The sequence below is a fragment of the Duganella sp. Leaf61 genome (assembly GCF_001421905.1).
Lineage (GTDB): Bacteria > Pseudomonadota > Gammaproteobacteria > Burkholderiales > Burkholderiaceae_D > Rugamonas > Rugamonas zoogloeoides.
In genome coordinates this window covers 1-15,770 of the sequence record NZ_LMLM01000009.1, presented here as the reverse complement: position 1 = coordinate 15,770, position 15,770 = coordinate 1, and the positions used below count along the sequence as shown (strand labels likewise).

Genomic DNA, 15,770 nt, shown 5'->3' with positions numbered 1-15,770 from the left:
GCGTTGATCGCGGGTTTTTTTTAATCCTCTACAATTGAGACCATGAACCTCGACTCTTCCCCCATCGCCGCCATCGCCACCGCACCGGGACGCGGCGGCATCGGCGTGGTGCGCGCCTCCGGCAAGAACCTGCAACCGCTGATCGCCGCGCTGTTCGGCGCCACCACCTTGCAGCCGCGCCACGCCACCTATATCCCGTTCAAGCAGGCTGACGGCGCCATCATCGACCAGGGCATCGCCATCTGGTTCCGTGGCCCGAACTCGTACACGGGGGAAGACGTGCTGGAGCTGCAAGGCCACGGCGGCCCCATCGTGCTGCAGATGCTGCTCGCGCGCGTGCTTGAAGCGGGCGCCGAACTGGGCCTGCGCCTGGCCGAGCCCGGCGAATTCACGCGCCGCGCCTACCTCAACGACAAGCTCGACCTGGCGCAGGCCGAGGCCGTGGCCGACCTGATCGACGCTTCCACCGAAGCGGCCGCCAAGTCGGCGTCGCAGTCGCTGTCGGGCGCGTTCTCGCGCACGGTCAACGACCTGGTCGGCGGCGTCACCAACCTGCGCATGCTGGTGGAAGCCACGCTGGACTTCCCCGAAGAAGAAATCGATTTTCTCGAAAAATCGGATGCGCGCGGCCAGCTGGCCGGCATCGTCACCGCCCTGGAAACCGTGTTCCGCCAGGCCGCCCAAGGTGCGCTGCTGCGCGAGGGCTTGAACGTGGTGCTGGTCGGCCAGCCCAACGTCGGCAAGTCTTCGCTGTTGAACGCGCTGGCCGGCAACGAGGTCGCCATTGTCACTCCGATCGCCGGCACCACGCGCGACAAGGTGACCGAAACCATCCAGATCGAGGGCATTCCGCTCAACATCATCGACACGGCCGGCATCCGCAACGACGACGAGGCGGTGGACGTGGTCGAGCGCATCGGCATCGAGCGTACCTGGGGCGAAGTGGGCAAGGCCGATGTAATTCTGCATTTACTGGACGCCGCGCATGGCCCCACCCGCGCCGACGAAGATATCGTCGCGGCCTTCCCGGAAGGCGTGCCGGTGCTGCGCATCTGGAACAAGATCGATTTATCGGGCCACAAGCCGGGCGCGGACGTGATGCCAGACGCCACCCATGTGTACCTGTCGGCCAACGAAAAAACCGGCATCGACCTGCTGCGCGCCGAACTGCTGCGCATCGCCGGCTGGCAGCAGACCGGGGAGTCGCTGTACCTGGCGCGCGAACGCCACCTGATCGCCCTGAAAAACGCCGGCGCCCACCTGGCCCGCGCCGGCGAACACGCGGCCCAGAACGACCAGTCGCTCGACCTGTTTGCCGAAGAACTGCGTCTGGCGCAGGTGCAACTGTCGAGCATCACCGGCGAATTCTCGTCCGATGATTTGCTGGGGGTGATTTTTGGGCGGTTCTGTATCGGGAAGTAAAATCAATACGGCGCGCCGTTGATCCCCAGCCGCACTTGCCACACTGCGCCGGCGCCGGTTATGAACAGGGTTTTGCCGTCAGGCCCGCCAAATGCCGCGTTGGTCACGTTGGCATCGACGTGGATGGTGGCGATTTGCTTGCCGGCCGGGGTGAACACGCGCAAGCGTTGATCGGCGTGTTCGGTTACATAGAGATTGCCCTGGCAGTCCACGGCCATGCCATCAGGGATGCCCAGTCCTTTGACAAGGTCGCGTCCCTGTTGCGGCTTGCCGTTGACAATCGGGTACGCGCGCAGCACGCCCTGTTTGCCTTCCATGCCGTTCACGTACAGCACGTCGCCGGCGGGTGACAGCGAGACGCCGTTCGGATTGACCAGGCCATCTTCCACCACCGTCACCGCGCCATCGGGGGCCACGCGATACACGCGGGTTTTATCCTGGCCGCCCGGTGCGGCGTCGCGCTGGAAGGCGGGGTCGCTGAAGTAGATGGTGCCGTCGGCGGCGATCGCCAGGTCGTTGGGGGAATTGAAAACCTGGCCCTGGTATTTGCCGGCCACGTCGCTGCGCTTGCCGTCCAGGGTGAAGCGCGACACGCTTTTGTACTTGTGGGTACCGGCCACGATATTGCCCTGGCCATCCACCGCCAGGCCGTTGCTGCCGCTGTCAGCAATCGCGGTGCTGACCTTGCCGCTGGCGTCGAGCTTGAGAATGCGCGACGGGAAGCCGGGACCGAACGTGAAATGCGAGAAGTACAGCGCATCGCCAATCCACACCGGCCCTTCGTACAGCCCCTGGCCCGGGCCGCTTACGTTGGCAGCCTGGACGCGTGTGGCAGTCAACTCGCCGGTAGGCGCGGTGCCCTGGCAAGTGGCCGGTGCGGCCATGGCGGCAGAGGTCGAGAGAGCTGTGGCAAGGCTGAGGATGAGATAGCGTAATTTCATGGGCATGATCCTGTTGTAGTACGTTGGCAACTATCATTTCCAACGTTTTCATTAAAAAATTTTTCTTTCCTATGAGAGTGGCAATTTTGACCCCGTGCGGCCAATTTTTGCCCTGGCGGCCTGTATAACCGCCGCCACTATCCTGCTATGATTTACCGGTCGCACTCTGCCTGAATTTGCATCACCTTGCGCATTATCATAGGTGGAAATATTCCACTAAAGTAATCTTGCTAGCCTGAGCACTGCCTGATTGGGAGGGATCGTGGAACCGACACAAGACAGCGTACCGGACGACGGCACGGGTGCCAGCGCCACCGCGTCAGCGCCTCAAGCAGCGCTGCGCACGCGGCAAGCTTTGCCGCCCAAGGGCGCGTGCTGGTATTGCGACAGGCCGCTCGACAATGTGCGCCGCTTCTGCGACAAGGAGTGCGCCGACGCCTTCGACGAAGAAAAGGAATTTACGCGCTGAGCTTGCCCTTTGCTCCTTCCAGCACCGCCAGCGCCCCTTCGAAATCGAACTGGTGCGCCGCTTCCGTTACCTCCTGAAATACTTCCACGCCCAGCCCGGCCGCCAGCACACTGGCCGAACGCTCCAGCACGTCGATGGCGGCGCCGTCGCCTTCCTCCAGCAGCCGCGCCAGGTGTTGCACCAGCATGCCGGTTTCGGGCGCGCCGCCGGCAGCTATGGCGCTCGCAGCCGCTACTGCAGGCGCGGCAGGCGCCGCTTCCAGTTCCGCATCGATGGCCACCATCAGCGCGCGCAGCGCCTGTTCCAGTTGCACCAGCGGGCCGATGCATTGCGTGGGAGGGCCGGCAAACAGCGGTTCGAGCGCCATCGACAGCAGGTAAAGTTGTTGCGCGCCGATCATGCCGGCCGCGCCCTTGAGGGTGTGGACGGTGCGCTGGGCCGAGACGGCGTCGCCGGCGAGCAGCTCGTTGCGGGCTTGCTCGGCGCTGTCCTGGTAGCGTTGGCGGAACCGGCGCAGGATTTGCCGGTACAGGTCGTGGTCGCCCATCAGTTGCTGCAGGCCAGTCTCGACCTCCAGTACCGTGCCTGCGGGAAGGTTGGTGGTTGACATATCAGCGGGTGGTAAAAGACCAGTCCTGCGCCACCGCCATGCCGTGCACCGCGCCGCGGAAGCTGACATCGTAGGTCGTGTTGCCACGCAGTACAGTGAGCGGCACGATGGCAGCTACCGTGCTACCGGTGGCTGCATCGCTGGCGTGGCTGAGCAGGCGGGTGGTCAGCACCGCGCCGCCGCGCGGGGCCACAGTAAAGCTCTGCACGGTCAGGTTGCCAGAACGTCCACTGTCGGCATGAACGCTGATCGGATAGCCGACCTCGTTCTGGTCGGGCACGGGATCAGGCTCTTCCCGGTCGCTGAAGAAATTGGTGGGCACGGCGGTCTGGCCGGCAACCGGATAGACGGCGATCTTGCCCGCACCCAGGCCCGAGCCCAGGCCATTGTTAGCGGCCACGTCAGCTGTGAAATACGTGTAGGTCCCGTTGGCGGTCACCGCGCCGGTGCCGATTTCCTTGAACACAGGCTCGAAGATCACAAAGCGGTGATAAATGGCCGCAATCAGTTCTTCCGCGTGATAATGGCCCGAGGTATTGCTGGCGGCCGAGATGACTTCGCCAATAGCCCAGCGACCGCCGAGCGTGTAGCCGGCCGCCGCCAGGCGGTTGGTGAGCTTGATGCCGGTAAACCCGGACTGGCCGGTGGCCTGGTCGTGCGAGATGGTGTTATTAAGGCGCAGATATTGCGAATGTCCGAGTGCCGCTGTGTCGATGGTGGTATTACGCGTCAGCTCGGACAGTCCCAGCATTGCGCGCCGGTAGTTGAACCAGTTGAAGCCGTCGGTAGCGGTATTCCCCGTGAGCGCAGGGGCGTTGGAGGGAACCGTGGGCGTGGTCGGGGTGCCGGTCTGATCGGGCGGGGCGGTCACGACCGCGCCGGGGGCGCTGCTCTCGCCACCGCCGCCGCCACCGCAGCCCGCCAGCAGCGCGGCAAACACGGCTGCCGCCAGCAGGGTGGGGGATGCAGGCAACGACGGGCGACGGATGGTACGCATGGCTTCTACTCCTGAAGTAGGTCCGTTCGATGCGGACCTTGACCGACGATTCTAAGCCAGATTTCCCACGTGAAGCACGCAATTGGCGCGTGCAGTGAATGCCAGCCCGCGTGCCGGGTGCCTGACCTGGTAACGACAATGGTAAGCTTGCGCCTGACCCGCCGCTTGCCGGCATTTTCGGATTGCCAGTTGAAACCTACTAACCAGGCGCGCATGCGCCGCGCCAAATTTGCCCTGCCCAGCATGGTGACCCTGATGTCGATCGCCTGCGGCTTCGGCAGCATCGTCATTTCCGTCGATAACGCCCTGGTGGGCGACCCGTCCGATTACTGGCTGGCGGCCGTGCTGCTGGTGCTGGCCGGCGTGTTCGACGCGCTTGACGGCTTCGTGGCGCGCGCCACCAATACCCAGTCCGAGTTCGGCATGCAGCTCGACTCGATCGCCGACGTGATGAACTTCGGCTGCGCGCCGGGGCTGTTGCTGTACTGCTACGGCTTCGTGCACGTGGGCCTGGACTCGGAAACCCTGCTGCGCGCCGGCGGCATCGCCAGCTTCTTCTTTGTCGCGTGCGGGGCCTTGCGGCTGGCGCGCTTCAATGTCAGCGTGGGCCGTACCGATCCGCGCTATTTCGTCGGCATGCCGATCACCGCCGGCGCTGCTTGCGTGGCGGCCGTGGTGGTGGCTTGGCCCGAGCGGCCGACGACCATGCTGCACGCGGCGGGGATCGTGGCGCTGCTGTTCGTGGTGGGCAGTCTGATGGTGTCCACGGTGCGCTTCCCGAGCTCGAAGCAGAAAATGAGCGCGGGCCTGATCGTGGCGTTGCTGATCAACGTGGGCTTGCTGGTGTGGTTGAAGGCCAGTTATTTCGTGCTGTTCTTCCTGGTGTACATCGTCGGCACGCTGGCGCTCAACCTGGCGTGGCGCACCGGCTGGACCGGTATCGCGCCGCCGGTCATCTACCAGGACGAGGACGTGCTGTAGACCTCGATAACCTGCGGCGCGTCCTTTAACTCAAGCGACCTCGTGCCCGCGCGCGGCACGCAGGATCTCGAACCACTGCGTGCGCGACAGGCTGAACTGCGTGGCCTGCACTGCTTCGGCGATGGCGGCAATGCGGCCCGAGCCGGTGAGGCCGATCGGGCGGCACGGCAGCTGCATGATCCACGCGAACACCACGCTGGAAAACGGCTGTTGCAGCGCATCGGCCACTTCGGCAATCTTGGCGCGCACGCGCTGCGCGGCCGGCTCGTCGCTGCTGAACAGACGGCCGCCAGCCAATGGCGACCAGATCATCGGCGCCACGCCCAGGTCTTGCAAACCATCGAAAGTTTCATCGAACATCGGCGCCAGGCACAGCGGCGAAAACTCGACCTGGTTGGTGGCCAGCGCAATGCGGCGGTTGAGCGACTCGAACTGGTGGCGGCTGAAGTTGGATACGCCAAAATGCCTGACCTTGCCATCCTGGCGCAGCCGCGCAAACGCGCCGGCGATCTCGTCAAAATCCATGAGCGGGTCGGGGCGGTGGATCAGCAGCAGGTCGAGGTGGTCGGTGCCCAGCTGGCGCAGCGAGTGCTCGGCCGAGGCGATGATGTGGCTGGCGCTGGTGTCATAGTGCTGAATGGTGTGATCCGGGCGGGCCGGGCTGATCAGCTTGATGCCGCACTTGCTCACCAGTTGCATCTGGTCGCGCAGCGACGGTTTGATGGCCAGCGCTTCACCGAAGGTGGCCTCGACCTCGTAGCCGCCGTAGATGTCGGCGTGGTCGAAGCTGGTTACGCCCAGGTCCAGGCATTGTTCGATCAGGGTCAGGCGCTGCTGCGGCGACATGCCCCATTCATTCATGCGCCACATGCCGGCCACGATGCGCGACAGGGACAGACCGTTGGGGCTGGTGGTGATGGCAGGACAGGTGTGGCTCATAAAGTCTTTCCAATAGATGCATAAAAAAGCCCGCTTGCGCGGGCTGTACGGTGCTAAGCGACGATTACTTCATCCACAGGCGGATCGAATCCCAGGCGCGGCCGAAGATCGACGCTTCTTCCACGGTTTCCAGCGCGACCACCGGCAAGTCCAGCAGCGGCTTGCCATCGACCATCATCTTCAGCGAACCGACGCGGCTGTTCTGCGCCAGCGGCGCGACCAGCGGGTCTTTGCGCTCGAGCACAGGTTTGAGCTTGGCTGCGACGCCCTTCGGCACCGTGACCAGCACGTCGTTGGTGAAGCCGATCTTGACTTCGCTCTTCGAGCCTTTCCAGATTTCCGGCGTGGCAATCGCCTGGCCTTTCGAGTACAGCTTGACGGTATCGAAGTTCTGGAAGCCCCAGTTGAGCAGCTTCTGGCTCTCTTGCGTGCGGGTGGAATCGGAGTTGGTGCCCAGCACCACGGTGATCAGGCGGCGTTCGCCGGTGCCGTTCGGACGGCGCGCCGAGGCGATCATGCAATAGCCGGCCGCTTCGGTGTGGCCCGTCTTCATACCGTCCACGGTCGGGTCCAGCCACAGCAGGCGGTTGCGGTTCTGCTGGGTGATCTTGTTGTACGTAAAACTCTTGACCGAATCGATCTTGTAGAACTCGGGGAAGTCGAGGATCACGCGCTTGGCCAGCACCGACAGGTCTTGCGCGGTGGAGTAATTGTCCGGGCTTGGCAGACCGTGCGGGTTGGCAAAGCGGGTGGACTTGAGGCCCATGCGCTCGGCTTCCTTGTTCATCATCACTACGAAAGCGGACTCGTCGCCGGCGACTGCTTCGGCCAGCGCCACGGCAGCATCGTTACCCGATTGAATCATCAAACCGTGCAGCAGGTCGCTGATGCTGACCGGCGTGGCCGGATCGATGAACATCTTCGAGCTGCTCGAATCGACCTTCCAGGCGCGGGTGGACACGTTGACCATCTGGTTCAGCGTGACTTTCTTGTCGCGCAGCGCGCCAAAGACCACGTACGCGGTCATGATCTTGGTAAGCGAAGCGGGTTCGATGCGCAGGTTCGGGTCTTGCGAGGCGATGATCTGGCCGCTGGTCGCGTCCAGCAACAGCCACGATTTGGCGGCAATGGTCGGTGGCGGCAGGGTTTGGGCCACAGCGGCGGACAGCATCAGCACACTGGTGGCCAGTGCCGCGATAAATTTTTTCATGGGCGTGTTCGGTGTAGAGTTAAAAAAAGCAGCGGACATTATAAAAGCTTAGTCCGCCGTGGTTCCGTCCGTTTCCAAGTCGGCAACATCGCCAGGGCGGCGCCACAGCTGGGTGACCCAGCCCTTGATATGGTGCAGCTTGCGGTGGAAGAAATGGTCGGCGCCGGGTATCACCAGCACCGGGATATCTTGCGGACGCACCCATTCGAGCACATCTACCAGCGGAATCGTGTCGTCGTTTTCGCCGTGAATCAGGATGGTGTCTGCCGGAATGTCGGCCATCTGCCATTTCTTGGCGGCAGCGCCGACCAGTACCAGGCGCTCGGCCGGCGTGCCGGCAGCTGCCAGGCGCTGGCCCAGCTGCGACTGCACGTAGGTGCCAAACGAAAAGCCGGACAAGGCGAAGGGCAGGCCGGGGAATTTTTCCACCATCCAGCCGTGGACTTGCGCCATGTCGTCGGTTTCGCCCTGGCCATGGTCGTGCACGCCTTCGGACTTGCCCACGCCGCGGAAGTTAATCCGCGCTACCACGTAGCCGAGCTTGACGAAGGTGCGCATCAGCGTGACGGCGACCTTGTTGTCCATGGTGCCGCCGAACAGCGGGTGCGGGTGGGCCACCAGGGCGATGCCGCGCGGCGCGCCTTCCGGGTGGTCGAGTACGCCTTCGATGTTGCCGGCGGCGCCGGCCAGGGTGAATTTTTCTACGGTCATGATGTATTCGGTAATCAGATTTTCAGACGGTCGACGACCTTGCCGCCCACGATGTGGCTGTCGATGATTTCATCGATGTCTTCCTTGTCCACGTAGGTGTACCAGGTGCCTTCGGGATAGACCACCAGCACCGGGCCTTCCTCGCAACGGTCGAGACAGCCAGCCTGGTTGATGCGCACCTTGCCGTGACCGTTGATGCCCAGTTCCTTGCAGCGTTTCTTGGCGTGCTTTTGCGCGACTTCGGCGCCGTGATCGCCGCAACTGTTGCGGCCGTCATCGCGCTTGTTCATGCAGAAAAAGACGTGGTGCTTGAAATATGGCGTGTCGCTCATGGCTGTATCTCGGGTTGGGCGTAATCCTCTATGATACCCGCCCTTGGCCGGCGGCGTTGAGCTTATGGGACGGCAGCCACAGGAACCAGATCGCAAAGAACGGCCACAGCAGGCTGAGGAATTGCGCGGCACCGTTGAAGTTCAGGAACTTGCCTTGCACCCAGGTTTGCAAAGTCGCCACGAAGTAAGGGTTGGCCGGCGTGGTGTTGATGATCACCAGGGCCAGCAGCAGCGTAATCACCGCCACCCGCCGCTGCGCCGCGTGCGGCGCGAAGCCCAGGCCGGCCAGCATGATGGCGCCGATCAAAAAGCCCCCTTCGGCGCCGGGCGTCATCCACACGAACGCATTCTCGGGCGCAAACAGCAGCGCCGACGCCAGCGCCTTGACCAGGATCGCGCTGGCGATCATGGCCGCGACCAGCATCGCCCGGGGCGACGGTTTGCGCAGCAGGCACAGCAGCGTCAGCGATGCACCGACCATGCCGCAGGCGGTAATGATGGTTTCCGACAGCCAGTACTGCTCCACCGTGAGCACCACGTCCGGGCGGATATAGCTGGCCAGGTCGATCTCGGCATCGGCTGCCCACGACAGCCAGTCCGACAGGATCGGCAGGATCTGGCCCAGGCCGAACAGGAAGTTTTGCGGATAGATCTGCGCCAGCGGCCACAGGGCCAGCAGCACCAGGCCTTGGCTGGCGTGCGGCGCGAACCATGCCTGGCGCAGGCGCTGCAACTGGCTGCGGTCGAGCAGGCGGCGCACGGTCAGCACGCCGATCAGCGCGCCCACCGTGCAGCCGGCGGAGTTGGTCCAGAAGTCGAGGTTGGACGATACCCGCGTGGGTAGAAAAGTCTGCACCGCTTCCATGGTGCCGGACACCAGCACCCCGGCCGTCGCGCCGATCAAGAAGGCGAAGAATTTGCGCACGTGCGGGTACAGCGCGTACACGAGCAAGGTGCCGAGCGGGATGTAGCCGACCACGTTGGTAATGGCGTCGAACTTGGTCCAGTACCGTGGCATGGTATAGGTTTCGAGGAAAATCCACGGCGACAGGCCCTGGTTCTGCCAGCCCGAGAACGGGAACCAGCTGGCGTAAATAATCAGCAGCAGGTAGGCCAGGAACGCGGCGCGGGCCAGTGGTGACGATTTGCTCGCGGGCGTGGGCAGCGGCTTTGGTGGCTTGGGGTTTCTGGCGCGCCGGCCACGCCTGCCAGGCTTGGCGCCTGGTGCTGGCTGGGAAGAAGCGGCTGGCAGGGCGCCGGGCGTGGCAGCCGCTGCAAATGTCGCCGCTGTAGCCGCAGCCGTTTGTCCACCCGGGGCGCCTGTGGCGTCGCGTGGCTCGGCGTCTGGCAGCGCAGTCGTGGCAGCAGCGGTTGACGCGGTCGCAGCGGTGGCAGAAGGCACTGCAGGAACCGGAGCCGGAACCGGGACCTCAGCATCAGCTTGCGCCATGGCTGCCGTCGAAGTCGTCGCTGCAGTCGCCAGATCCGGCGTTTTCGCATTAGCGGCCACTGGATCTGGCGGCAATTCAGGCGCGGGCGCTGGCGCCGGCGGTCTCTCCGTCATTATTTTGGCGCTGGCAGGGTTGCCAGCCAGGCCAGGACATCGCCCGACAATGCATCGGCGGCGTCGGCCAGCGCGCGGGCGCCGCCGGCGGCATCTGCCGTGGGAGCGGCCACGCTGCGGGTAAAGCTTTTTTGATCCACCAGCTTGTGGCTCGAGAACACCGAGGCGCGCAGCGTGATGGTGCCGTTGCTGGCGGTGGCGCTGTCGAAGTTATGGGCGAAGTCGTCGAGCTCCGTGCGCAGCAGCATGGCGCCTGCCGCCGCATCGGTGGTGGACAGCACTTTTACGCCCGATTGGGCGATGCGCGCCTTCAGGCGCTGCGTCATCAGCTGCAGCGGCGTCGCGGTCCATTGATTGTAGGCGTAGGGCCGCTGCTGGCGCGCATCGGCGTACAGCAGGCGGTAGTGCATGCGTTCCGAATCGAGCGCCGCCGGCCCGGTCATGTCAGCCACGATGATCGGCGCGATGCTGCCGGCGGTAACAGCGGCCGGTTGCGGCAGCGGGCCGAAGTCGAAGTGGGCCTGGGTGGGGCCCTTGCTGGCGCAGGCGCCCAGCAGGACGGCCAGGGCGGCGATGGCAAAACGGTTGCGCAGGTTGGTCATGACGGGTGATCCTTATTTGGCCGGTGCAATCGGTGCAGCAAATCCATCTTCGCCGGGCCCGGGCGGAATGCCGGGCGCGCCGAAGATCAGGCTTTGCGGACGATCGTTAATCTTGTTCATGGTGCGGCGCACGGCGCGCATCGAGGCGCGGGTGTCGTCCGACAGCGAATTGACCTGCGGCAGCGTGTCCATCTCCAGGCCGCCCGCCACCGACTCCACCGACGTGGTGATGCGCTCGACCGAATCGCTGACGCGCTGGATCGGGCCATCAGGCGCCTGCAGGCTGGTACTGAGGCGATTGAGGTCGGTGGCCAGCGCGTTGAACGAGTCGAGCGTGCTTTGCGCGTGGTTGGCCAGCGCCGGCAGCCTGGCGATCGTTGGTTCGAGCTTTTCGGGCAGGTCGCGGTACTTGTTGGCGGTGGTGCTCACGTCGGCAAAGGCGGCCAGCATGATCTTCTGGTTCTCGGGGCTGAGCAGGGTGTTCAGGCGGCGCGTGACTTCCTCGGTCTGGGTAAGGATTTCGCGGCCGCGCTTTTCCACCTGGTCGAGGAAACCCTGGCGCAGCGGAATGCGGGCCGGGTGGTCGGTATTGGTGGCCAGCAGCGGCGAACCGGTTTTTTCGTCGTCGAGCGAAATGAAGGCGATCCCGGTCACGCCCTGGTAGCCCAGCGTGGCAAACGTGGTGCGGGTGATCGGCGCATCGGTATTGATGTTGAGGGTGACCAGGATCTGGCCGGCCATCTGCGGATCGAAGGCGATGCTGCCCACTTTACCGACTTCGAGGCCGCGATAACGCACCGGCGCCTGCGGGTTCAGGCCTGGCACCGCCTGGGTGGTGGCGATCACGTAGGGCACGCGCTCCACGCGGTCCTGGTTGAACCAGATGCCGAACAAAATGGCCGCGATCAGCAAGGTGATCGTAAAAAAGCCGGTGGTCAGTGCATGCGATCGGTTTTCCATCAGTGCTCCTTGTTGGTCTTTTCATCGAGTGCTTCCAGCGCGCGGCGTCCGCGGTCGCCAAGGAAGAACTCCTTGATGAAGGGGTGATCGACCTTGAGCAGGTCCTGCAGCGGCCCGAGGGCGATCACGTGTTTTTCAGCCAGTACGGCGATCCGGGTGGACAGTGCGAACAGCGTGTCCAGGTCGTGCGTGACCATCACCACCGTCAGCCCCAGCTCGCGGTGCAGCGATTTGATCAGCGCCACGAACGCTTCGGACAGGTCGGGGTCGAGGCCGGCCGTGGGTTCGTCGAGGAACAGCAGCTTCGGTTCCAGTGCCAGCGCGCGCGCCAGCGCCACCCGTTTCACCATGCCGCCCGACAGGTCGGATGGCATCTTGTTCGCCTGTTCCGGTCCCAGGCCCACCATATTCATTTTCAGCAGCACGGCATCGCGCACCAGGTCTTCGGGCAGCACCTTCAGTTCGCGCATGGGCTGGGCGATGTTCTCGAACACCGTCAGCGCCGAGTACAGCGCACCCTGCTGGAACAACATGCCCCAGTGGTTGCGCAACTGCTGCAGCTGCTCGGCGTTGATTTCGCTGATATCTTCGCCGAAAACCTTCACGCACCCGCGCGCGGGACGTTCCAGCCCCAGCATCTGGCGCAGCAGCGTGGTCTTGCCGGTGCCGGAGCCACCGACGATGGACATGATCTCGCCCTGTTCGATTTCCAGGTTGAGGTCCTGGTGCACCACGGTACGGCCGTACTTGGTCCACAGGCCGGTGATGTCCACGATCGGCACGCTGCCGTCCAGTGTCAGTTCGCCGGTGCCGGGGCCACAGCTGTTGTCATCTTCAGTCATCAGAACCCCACACCGGAGAAGACGATCGCAAACACGGCGTCGGCCAGGATCACGGCGGTGATCGCGGTAACCACCGAGGTGGTGGTGCCGCGCCCGAGGCTCTCGGTATTGGGCTTGATGCGCAGGCCGAAGTGGCACGATACCAGCGCGATCAGCACGCCGAACACCACGCCCTTGCCGATGCCGATCATGTAGTTGGCCAGCGGGACCGCCTCCGGCAGTTTCAGCAGGAAGTACTGCGGCGACAGGTTCAGCTCTACTTTGGCCGAGATCATGCCGCCGATCAGCGCCACGGTATCGGTCCAGATTACCAAGAGCGGCATCGCAATGGCGAGCGCCAGTACCTTGGGCATGATCAGGCGGAAGCCGTGCGAAATGCCCATCACCAGCATGGCGTCGAGTTCTTCGGTCACGCGCATCACGCCCAGCTGGGCGGTGATCGAGGAGCCGGAGCGGCCCGCGACCAGGATCGCCGCCAGCAGCGGCCCGAGTTCGCGGATGATGCTCATGCCCAGCAGGTTGACCAGGTAGATGTCGCCGCCGAAGTTACGCAGCTGCTGCGCCGACAGGAACGAGAACACCACGCCGATCAGAAAGCCCACCAGCGCGGTGATGCCGAGCGCCTGGAAGCCGGCATGGAAGATATTGGCCGAGATTTCCTTCCACGGCCCGCGCTGCGGCGCGCGGATGAAGCGGCCGAGATCAAGCGTGAGCTGGCCGATCAGGCGGATGAACGCCGTCATGTGCTCGAAGAACAGCATCACCGCGAAGCCGAGCTTCATTACCAGCGTCAGGCGGTGCTGGCGCGTGTTGGGCAGTTCGATCTTGCCGGTGGCTTCGAGGCGGTTGAAGAATTCTTCCTGGCCCGGTGCGAGGTGCAGGTTGGCGGGGCGGGTTTTGCCCCAGGCGTTCCAGAGCAGCTGGGCGCCGATGTGGTCCATGCTGTCGATGGCGCTCAGGTCCCAGCGTAACTGGTCGGCCTTGAGTGACTTGAGCATGCCCGTGATGGTGGCCATGGCCTTGCCCTGTGCCAGTGCATGGACTTGCCAGGTACCGCCCGCCGCGATGGACGGACCGTTGGCGGCACCAGGGGTGAGGGTGAGGGTAGGCTCTTGGGCAGTAGGCATATGTGCCAGTTTAAGGGACTTTCGCCCGGGCCGCCACCTGTGTTCGTCGATGCAGGCGTGCGCCAGTCAGCCCAAAAGACAGAGCCGGGACCCGCACTGCCACCCTCCGGGTTGCGGGGCGGCGGATCAAGCAGCCAGCCTGCGCGCCTGCCGCTTGGGCGCCGGCGTCTCCACGGCCTTGGTCTTGGGCCCGGAATAATCACTGGCCAGCAGCGCATCGGCATCAAGCTTGTACATGCCGCGCACCTGCAGGTATTTGCCCACCATCGCCACCAGCCGTTCGAGCGCAATCCGGTGGGTAGCATCGGTATTGGCGTACAACCAGTCCGAAAACGCCATGAAGTGCTCGAACGCAGAGTCGCCGAGCAGCACCGGCAGGGTATTGGTGAAGCGCCCCGAGTTGGCCACCAGGTCCCAGTAGCGGGCAAAGCGCACCAGCCGCTGCATGGTGGCGAAGTCGATATCGCGGTTGGCCAGGATGGTGTACGGCGCATACGGATCGAACACCAGGCCGTATTCCTGGGTGTGGCGGATGATCGGCGTGCCGCGCAGGCGTTTCAAAATGCCGAACTGGATCTCGTGCGGATTGAGCGCCCACAGTTTATTAAAGCCCTCGGCGAAGCTCTCGACCGTCTCGCCGGGCAGGCCCGCGATCAAGTCAACGTGCATGTGCGCGTGCGATTGTTCGGTAAGCCAGCGGATATTGTCGGCCGCTTTCTGGTTGTCCTGCTTGCGGCTCACCAGCGTCTGCACTGCCGGATTGAAGCTCTGGATGCCGATCTCGAACTGCAGCGCGCCATGCGGGAACTTGCTGATGCCTTCCTTGAGGGCGTCGGGCAGGTGGTCGGGCACCAGCTCGAAGTGGGCGTACACCGGATCGTCGGGGTTGGCTTCGAGCTTATCGAGGAAGAACTGCATGATCTTCAGGCTGGTCTTGATATTCAGGTTGAAGGTACGATCGACAAACTTGAACAGCCGCGCGCCGCGCGCATGGAGCGACTCCATCTCGGCCAGGAACGCATCGAGCGCAAACGGCCAGGCCGTCTTGTCCAGCGCGGACAGGCAAAACTCGCACTTGAACGGGCAGCCGCGCGAGGCTTCGACATACAAGGTGCGGTTCTTGATGTCGTCGTCAGTATATAAAGAGTAGGGCAGCTTGATCTCGGCCATCGGCGGCTGCACCCCCGCATGGGTTTTCATCAGCGGCTTGGGGCCGTTGAGGATCTCGCCGCACAGCTTGGGGAAGGTGACGTCGCCCCAGCCGGTGATCAGGTAGTCGGAGATTTTGACGATCTCCTGTTCATTCGATTCGTACGACACTTCGGGGCCGCCGAGCACCACGATAACGTGCGGCGCTACGCGCTTGAGCATGGCAATGACCTTGGTGCTTTCCTCGACGTTCCATATATAGATACCGAAGCCGACGATCTTCGGTGAATACGCCAGGATGCGCTCGACGATCTCGGTGGTCTTGGCGCCGATGACGAATTCCTGCAAGCGCGTTTGCTCCTGCAGCTCGCCCATATTTGCCAACAGGTAGCGCAAACCGAGGGAAGCGTGGGTGTAGCGGGCATTGAGGGTGGTGAGCAGGATAGACATGAGCGCGGCGAAATCGGATAAACCGTTATTTTACCCTTGTCAGCCGCTGCGGCCTTTGCTATGATTCGCCCCCTCGCAGAACACCGCATGCAAATGCAGAGTGAAGCGAAGGTAAAAAAGTACGGAAAAGAAGGTTGACGAAACAAGCTAAACGCTTCATACNCCTGCGGGCTTGGCTATAATTCGCCCCCTCGCAGAACACCGCATGCAAATGCAGAGTGAAGCGAAGGTAAAAAAGTACGGAAAAGAAGGTTGACGAAACAAGCTAAACGCTTCATACTCTTTCTTCTTCGCGGCAGACAAAACGATCGMMGCGAAAYGCAGTACCGAATAAGTTCTTTAAAAATTAACAGTCGATAAGTGTGGACGTTTGATGACAGTGCACACGCTGCTTGCAGCGTGATACTTAAAWTATCAAATGTTCACAAGAAGTAATGAAATAGGCGCTATGAAAATAGTGGCCT

General features: G+C 63.2%; 16 protein-coding genes. 3 read left to right on the top strand and 13 right to left on the bottom strand.

From position 1 onward, the window contains the following. The first annotated feature begins 42 nt into the window (after nucleotides 1–42). The gene (gene mnmE / locus ASF04_RS08725) at nucleotides 43–1,422 is read left to right on the top strand and encodes a tRNA uridine-5-carboxymethylaminomethyl(34) synthesis GTPase MnmE (RefSeq protein WP_056140087.1); all 1,380 of its coding nucleotides are present in this window, start codon (nucleotides 43–45) and stop codon (nucleotides 1,420–1,422) included. A gap of 2 nt (nucleotides 1,423–1,424) precedes the next feature. Here mnmE and ASF04_RS08720 read toward each other — a convergent pair whose 3' ends face one another. Continuing rightward, on the bottom strand, nucleotides 1,425–2,363 hold the full coding sequence (locus ASF04_RS08720; protein ID WP_229204974.1) for an SMP-30/gluconolactonase/LRE family protein: 939 nt from the start codon (nucleotides 2,361–2,363) through the stop codon (nucleotides 1,425–1,427). Between the two features lie 262 nt (nucleotides 2,364–2,625). Between ASF04_RS08720 and ASF04_RS08715 the strand changes: the two genes are divergently transcribed. Then, nucleotides 2,626–2,832 (top strand): hypothetical protein, encoded by a 207-nt coding sequence (locus tag ASF04_RS08715; RefSeq protein WP_056140083.1) that lies wholly within the window; start codon nucleotides 2,626–2,628, stop codon nucleotides 2,830–2,832. Here ASF04_RS08715 and ASF04_RS08710 read toward each other — a convergent pair. Further along, nucleotides 2,822–3,442, bottom strand: coding sequence for an Hpt domain-containing protein (locus tag ASF04_RS08710; RefSeq protein ID WP_056140080.1), 621 nt, complete (start codon nucleotides 3,440–3,442; stop codon nucleotides 2,822–2,824). The two genes, ASF04_RS08715 and ASF04_RS08710, sit on opposite strands and share 11 nt — an antisense overlap. A 1-nt stretch (nucleotide 3,443) precedes the next feature. Then, a complete protein-coding gene (locus ASF04_RS08705) occupies nucleotides 3,444–4,439 on the bottom strand; it encodes a CAP domain-containing protein (RefSeq protein WP_056140077.1) in 996 nt (331 codons plus the stop codon). 213 nt (nucleotides 4,440–4,652) lie between these two features. Here ASF04_RS08705 and pssA point away from each other — a divergent pair, with 213 nt between their 5' ends. After that, nucleotides 4,653–5,420: a CDP-diacylglycerol--serine O-phosphatidyltransferase gene (gene pssA / locus ASF04_RS08700; protein WP_056140073.1), complete on the top strand. Its 768-nt coding sequence runs from the start codon at nucleotides 4,653–4,655 to the stop codon at nucleotides 5,418–5,420. Nucleotides 5,421–5,450: 30 nt separating this feature from the next. Here the strand turns inward: pssA and ASF04_RS08695 are convergent, their stop codons facing one another. The 10 genes from ASF04_RS08695 to ASF04_RS08650 form a co-directional block, all read right to left on the bottom strand. Further along, on the bottom strand, nucleotides 5,451–6,359 hold the full coding sequence (locus ASF04_RS08695) for an aldo/keto reductase family oxidoreductase (protein ID WP_056140071.1): 909 nt from the start codon (nucleotides 6,357–6,359) through the stop codon (nucleotides 5,451–5,453). Nucleotides 6,360–6,423: 64 nt separating this feature from the next. Beyond that, nucleotides 6,424–7,569, bottom strand: a complete 1,146-nt coding sequence (locus ASF04_RS08690) for a D-alanyl-D-alanine carboxypeptidase family protein (RefSeq protein WP_019924489.1) — start codon at nucleotides 7,567–7,569, stop codon at nucleotides 6,424–6,426. Nucleotides 7,570–7,617: 48 nt separating this feature from the next. Next, nucleotides 7,618–8,280, bottom strand: coding sequence for an alpha/beta hydrolase (locus ASF04_RS08685; protein WP_056140068.1), 663 nt, complete (start codon nucleotides 8,278–8,280; stop codon nucleotides 7,618–7,620). Between the two features lie 14 nt (nucleotides 8,281–8,294). After that, nucleotides 8,295–8,612 (bottom strand): ferredoxin, encoded by a 318-nt coding sequence (locus ASF04_RS08680; RefSeq protein WP_019924487.1) that lies wholly within the window; start codon nucleotides 8,610–8,612, stop codon nucleotides 8,295–8,297. 28 nt (nucleotides 8,613–8,640) lie between these two features. Next, nucleotides 8,641–9,777: a VanZ family protein gene (locus tag ASF04_RS08675; protein WP_056140150.1), complete on the bottom strand. Its 1,137-nt coding sequence runs from the start codon at nucleotides 9,775–9,777 to the stop codon at nucleotides 8,641–8,643. A 398-nt stretch (nucleotides 9,778–10,175) separates the two neighbouring features. Beyond that, nucleotides 10,176–10,778 carry an ABC-type transport auxiliary lipoprotein family protein gene (locus tag ASF04_RS08670; RefSeq protein ID WP_056140065.1) on the bottom strand — a complete coding sequence of 201 codons (603 nt, stop codon included), beginning with the start codon at nucleotides 10,776–10,778 and terminating at the stop codon, nucleotides 10,176–10,178. A gap of 12 nt (nucleotides 10,779–10,790) precedes the next feature. Beyond that, a complete protein-coding gene (locus ASF04_RS08665; RefSeq protein ID WP_056140062.1) occupies nucleotides 10,791–11,738 on the bottom strand; it encodes an MlaD family protein in 948 nt (315 codons plus the stop codon). After that, a complete protein-coding gene (locus ASF04_RS08660; RefSeq protein WP_056140059.1) occupies nucleotides 11,738–12,580 on the bottom strand; it encodes an ABC transporter ATP-binding protein in 843 nt (280 codons plus the stop codon). Before ASF04_RS08660 ends, ASF04_RS08665 begins: the two co-directional genes overlap by 1 nt. Then, complete coding sequence (locus tag ASF04_RS08655; protein ID WP_056140057.1) at nucleotides 12,580–13,707, bottom strand: ABC transporter permease; 1,128 nt, start codon at nucleotides 13,705–13,707, stop codon at nucleotides 12,580–12,582. The genes ASF04_RS08660 and ASF04_RS08655 overlap by 1 nt, the downstream gene beginning before the upstream one ends. A gap of 126 nt (nucleotides 13,708–13,833) precedes the next feature. Further along, nucleotides 13,834–15,306, bottom strand: a complete 1,473-nt coding sequence (locus ASF04_RS08650) for a B12-binding domain-containing radical SAM protein (protein WP_056140054.1) — start codon at nucleotides 15,304–15,306, stop codon at nucleotides 13,834–13,836. Nucleotides 15,307–15,770: the final 464 nt, after the last annotated feature.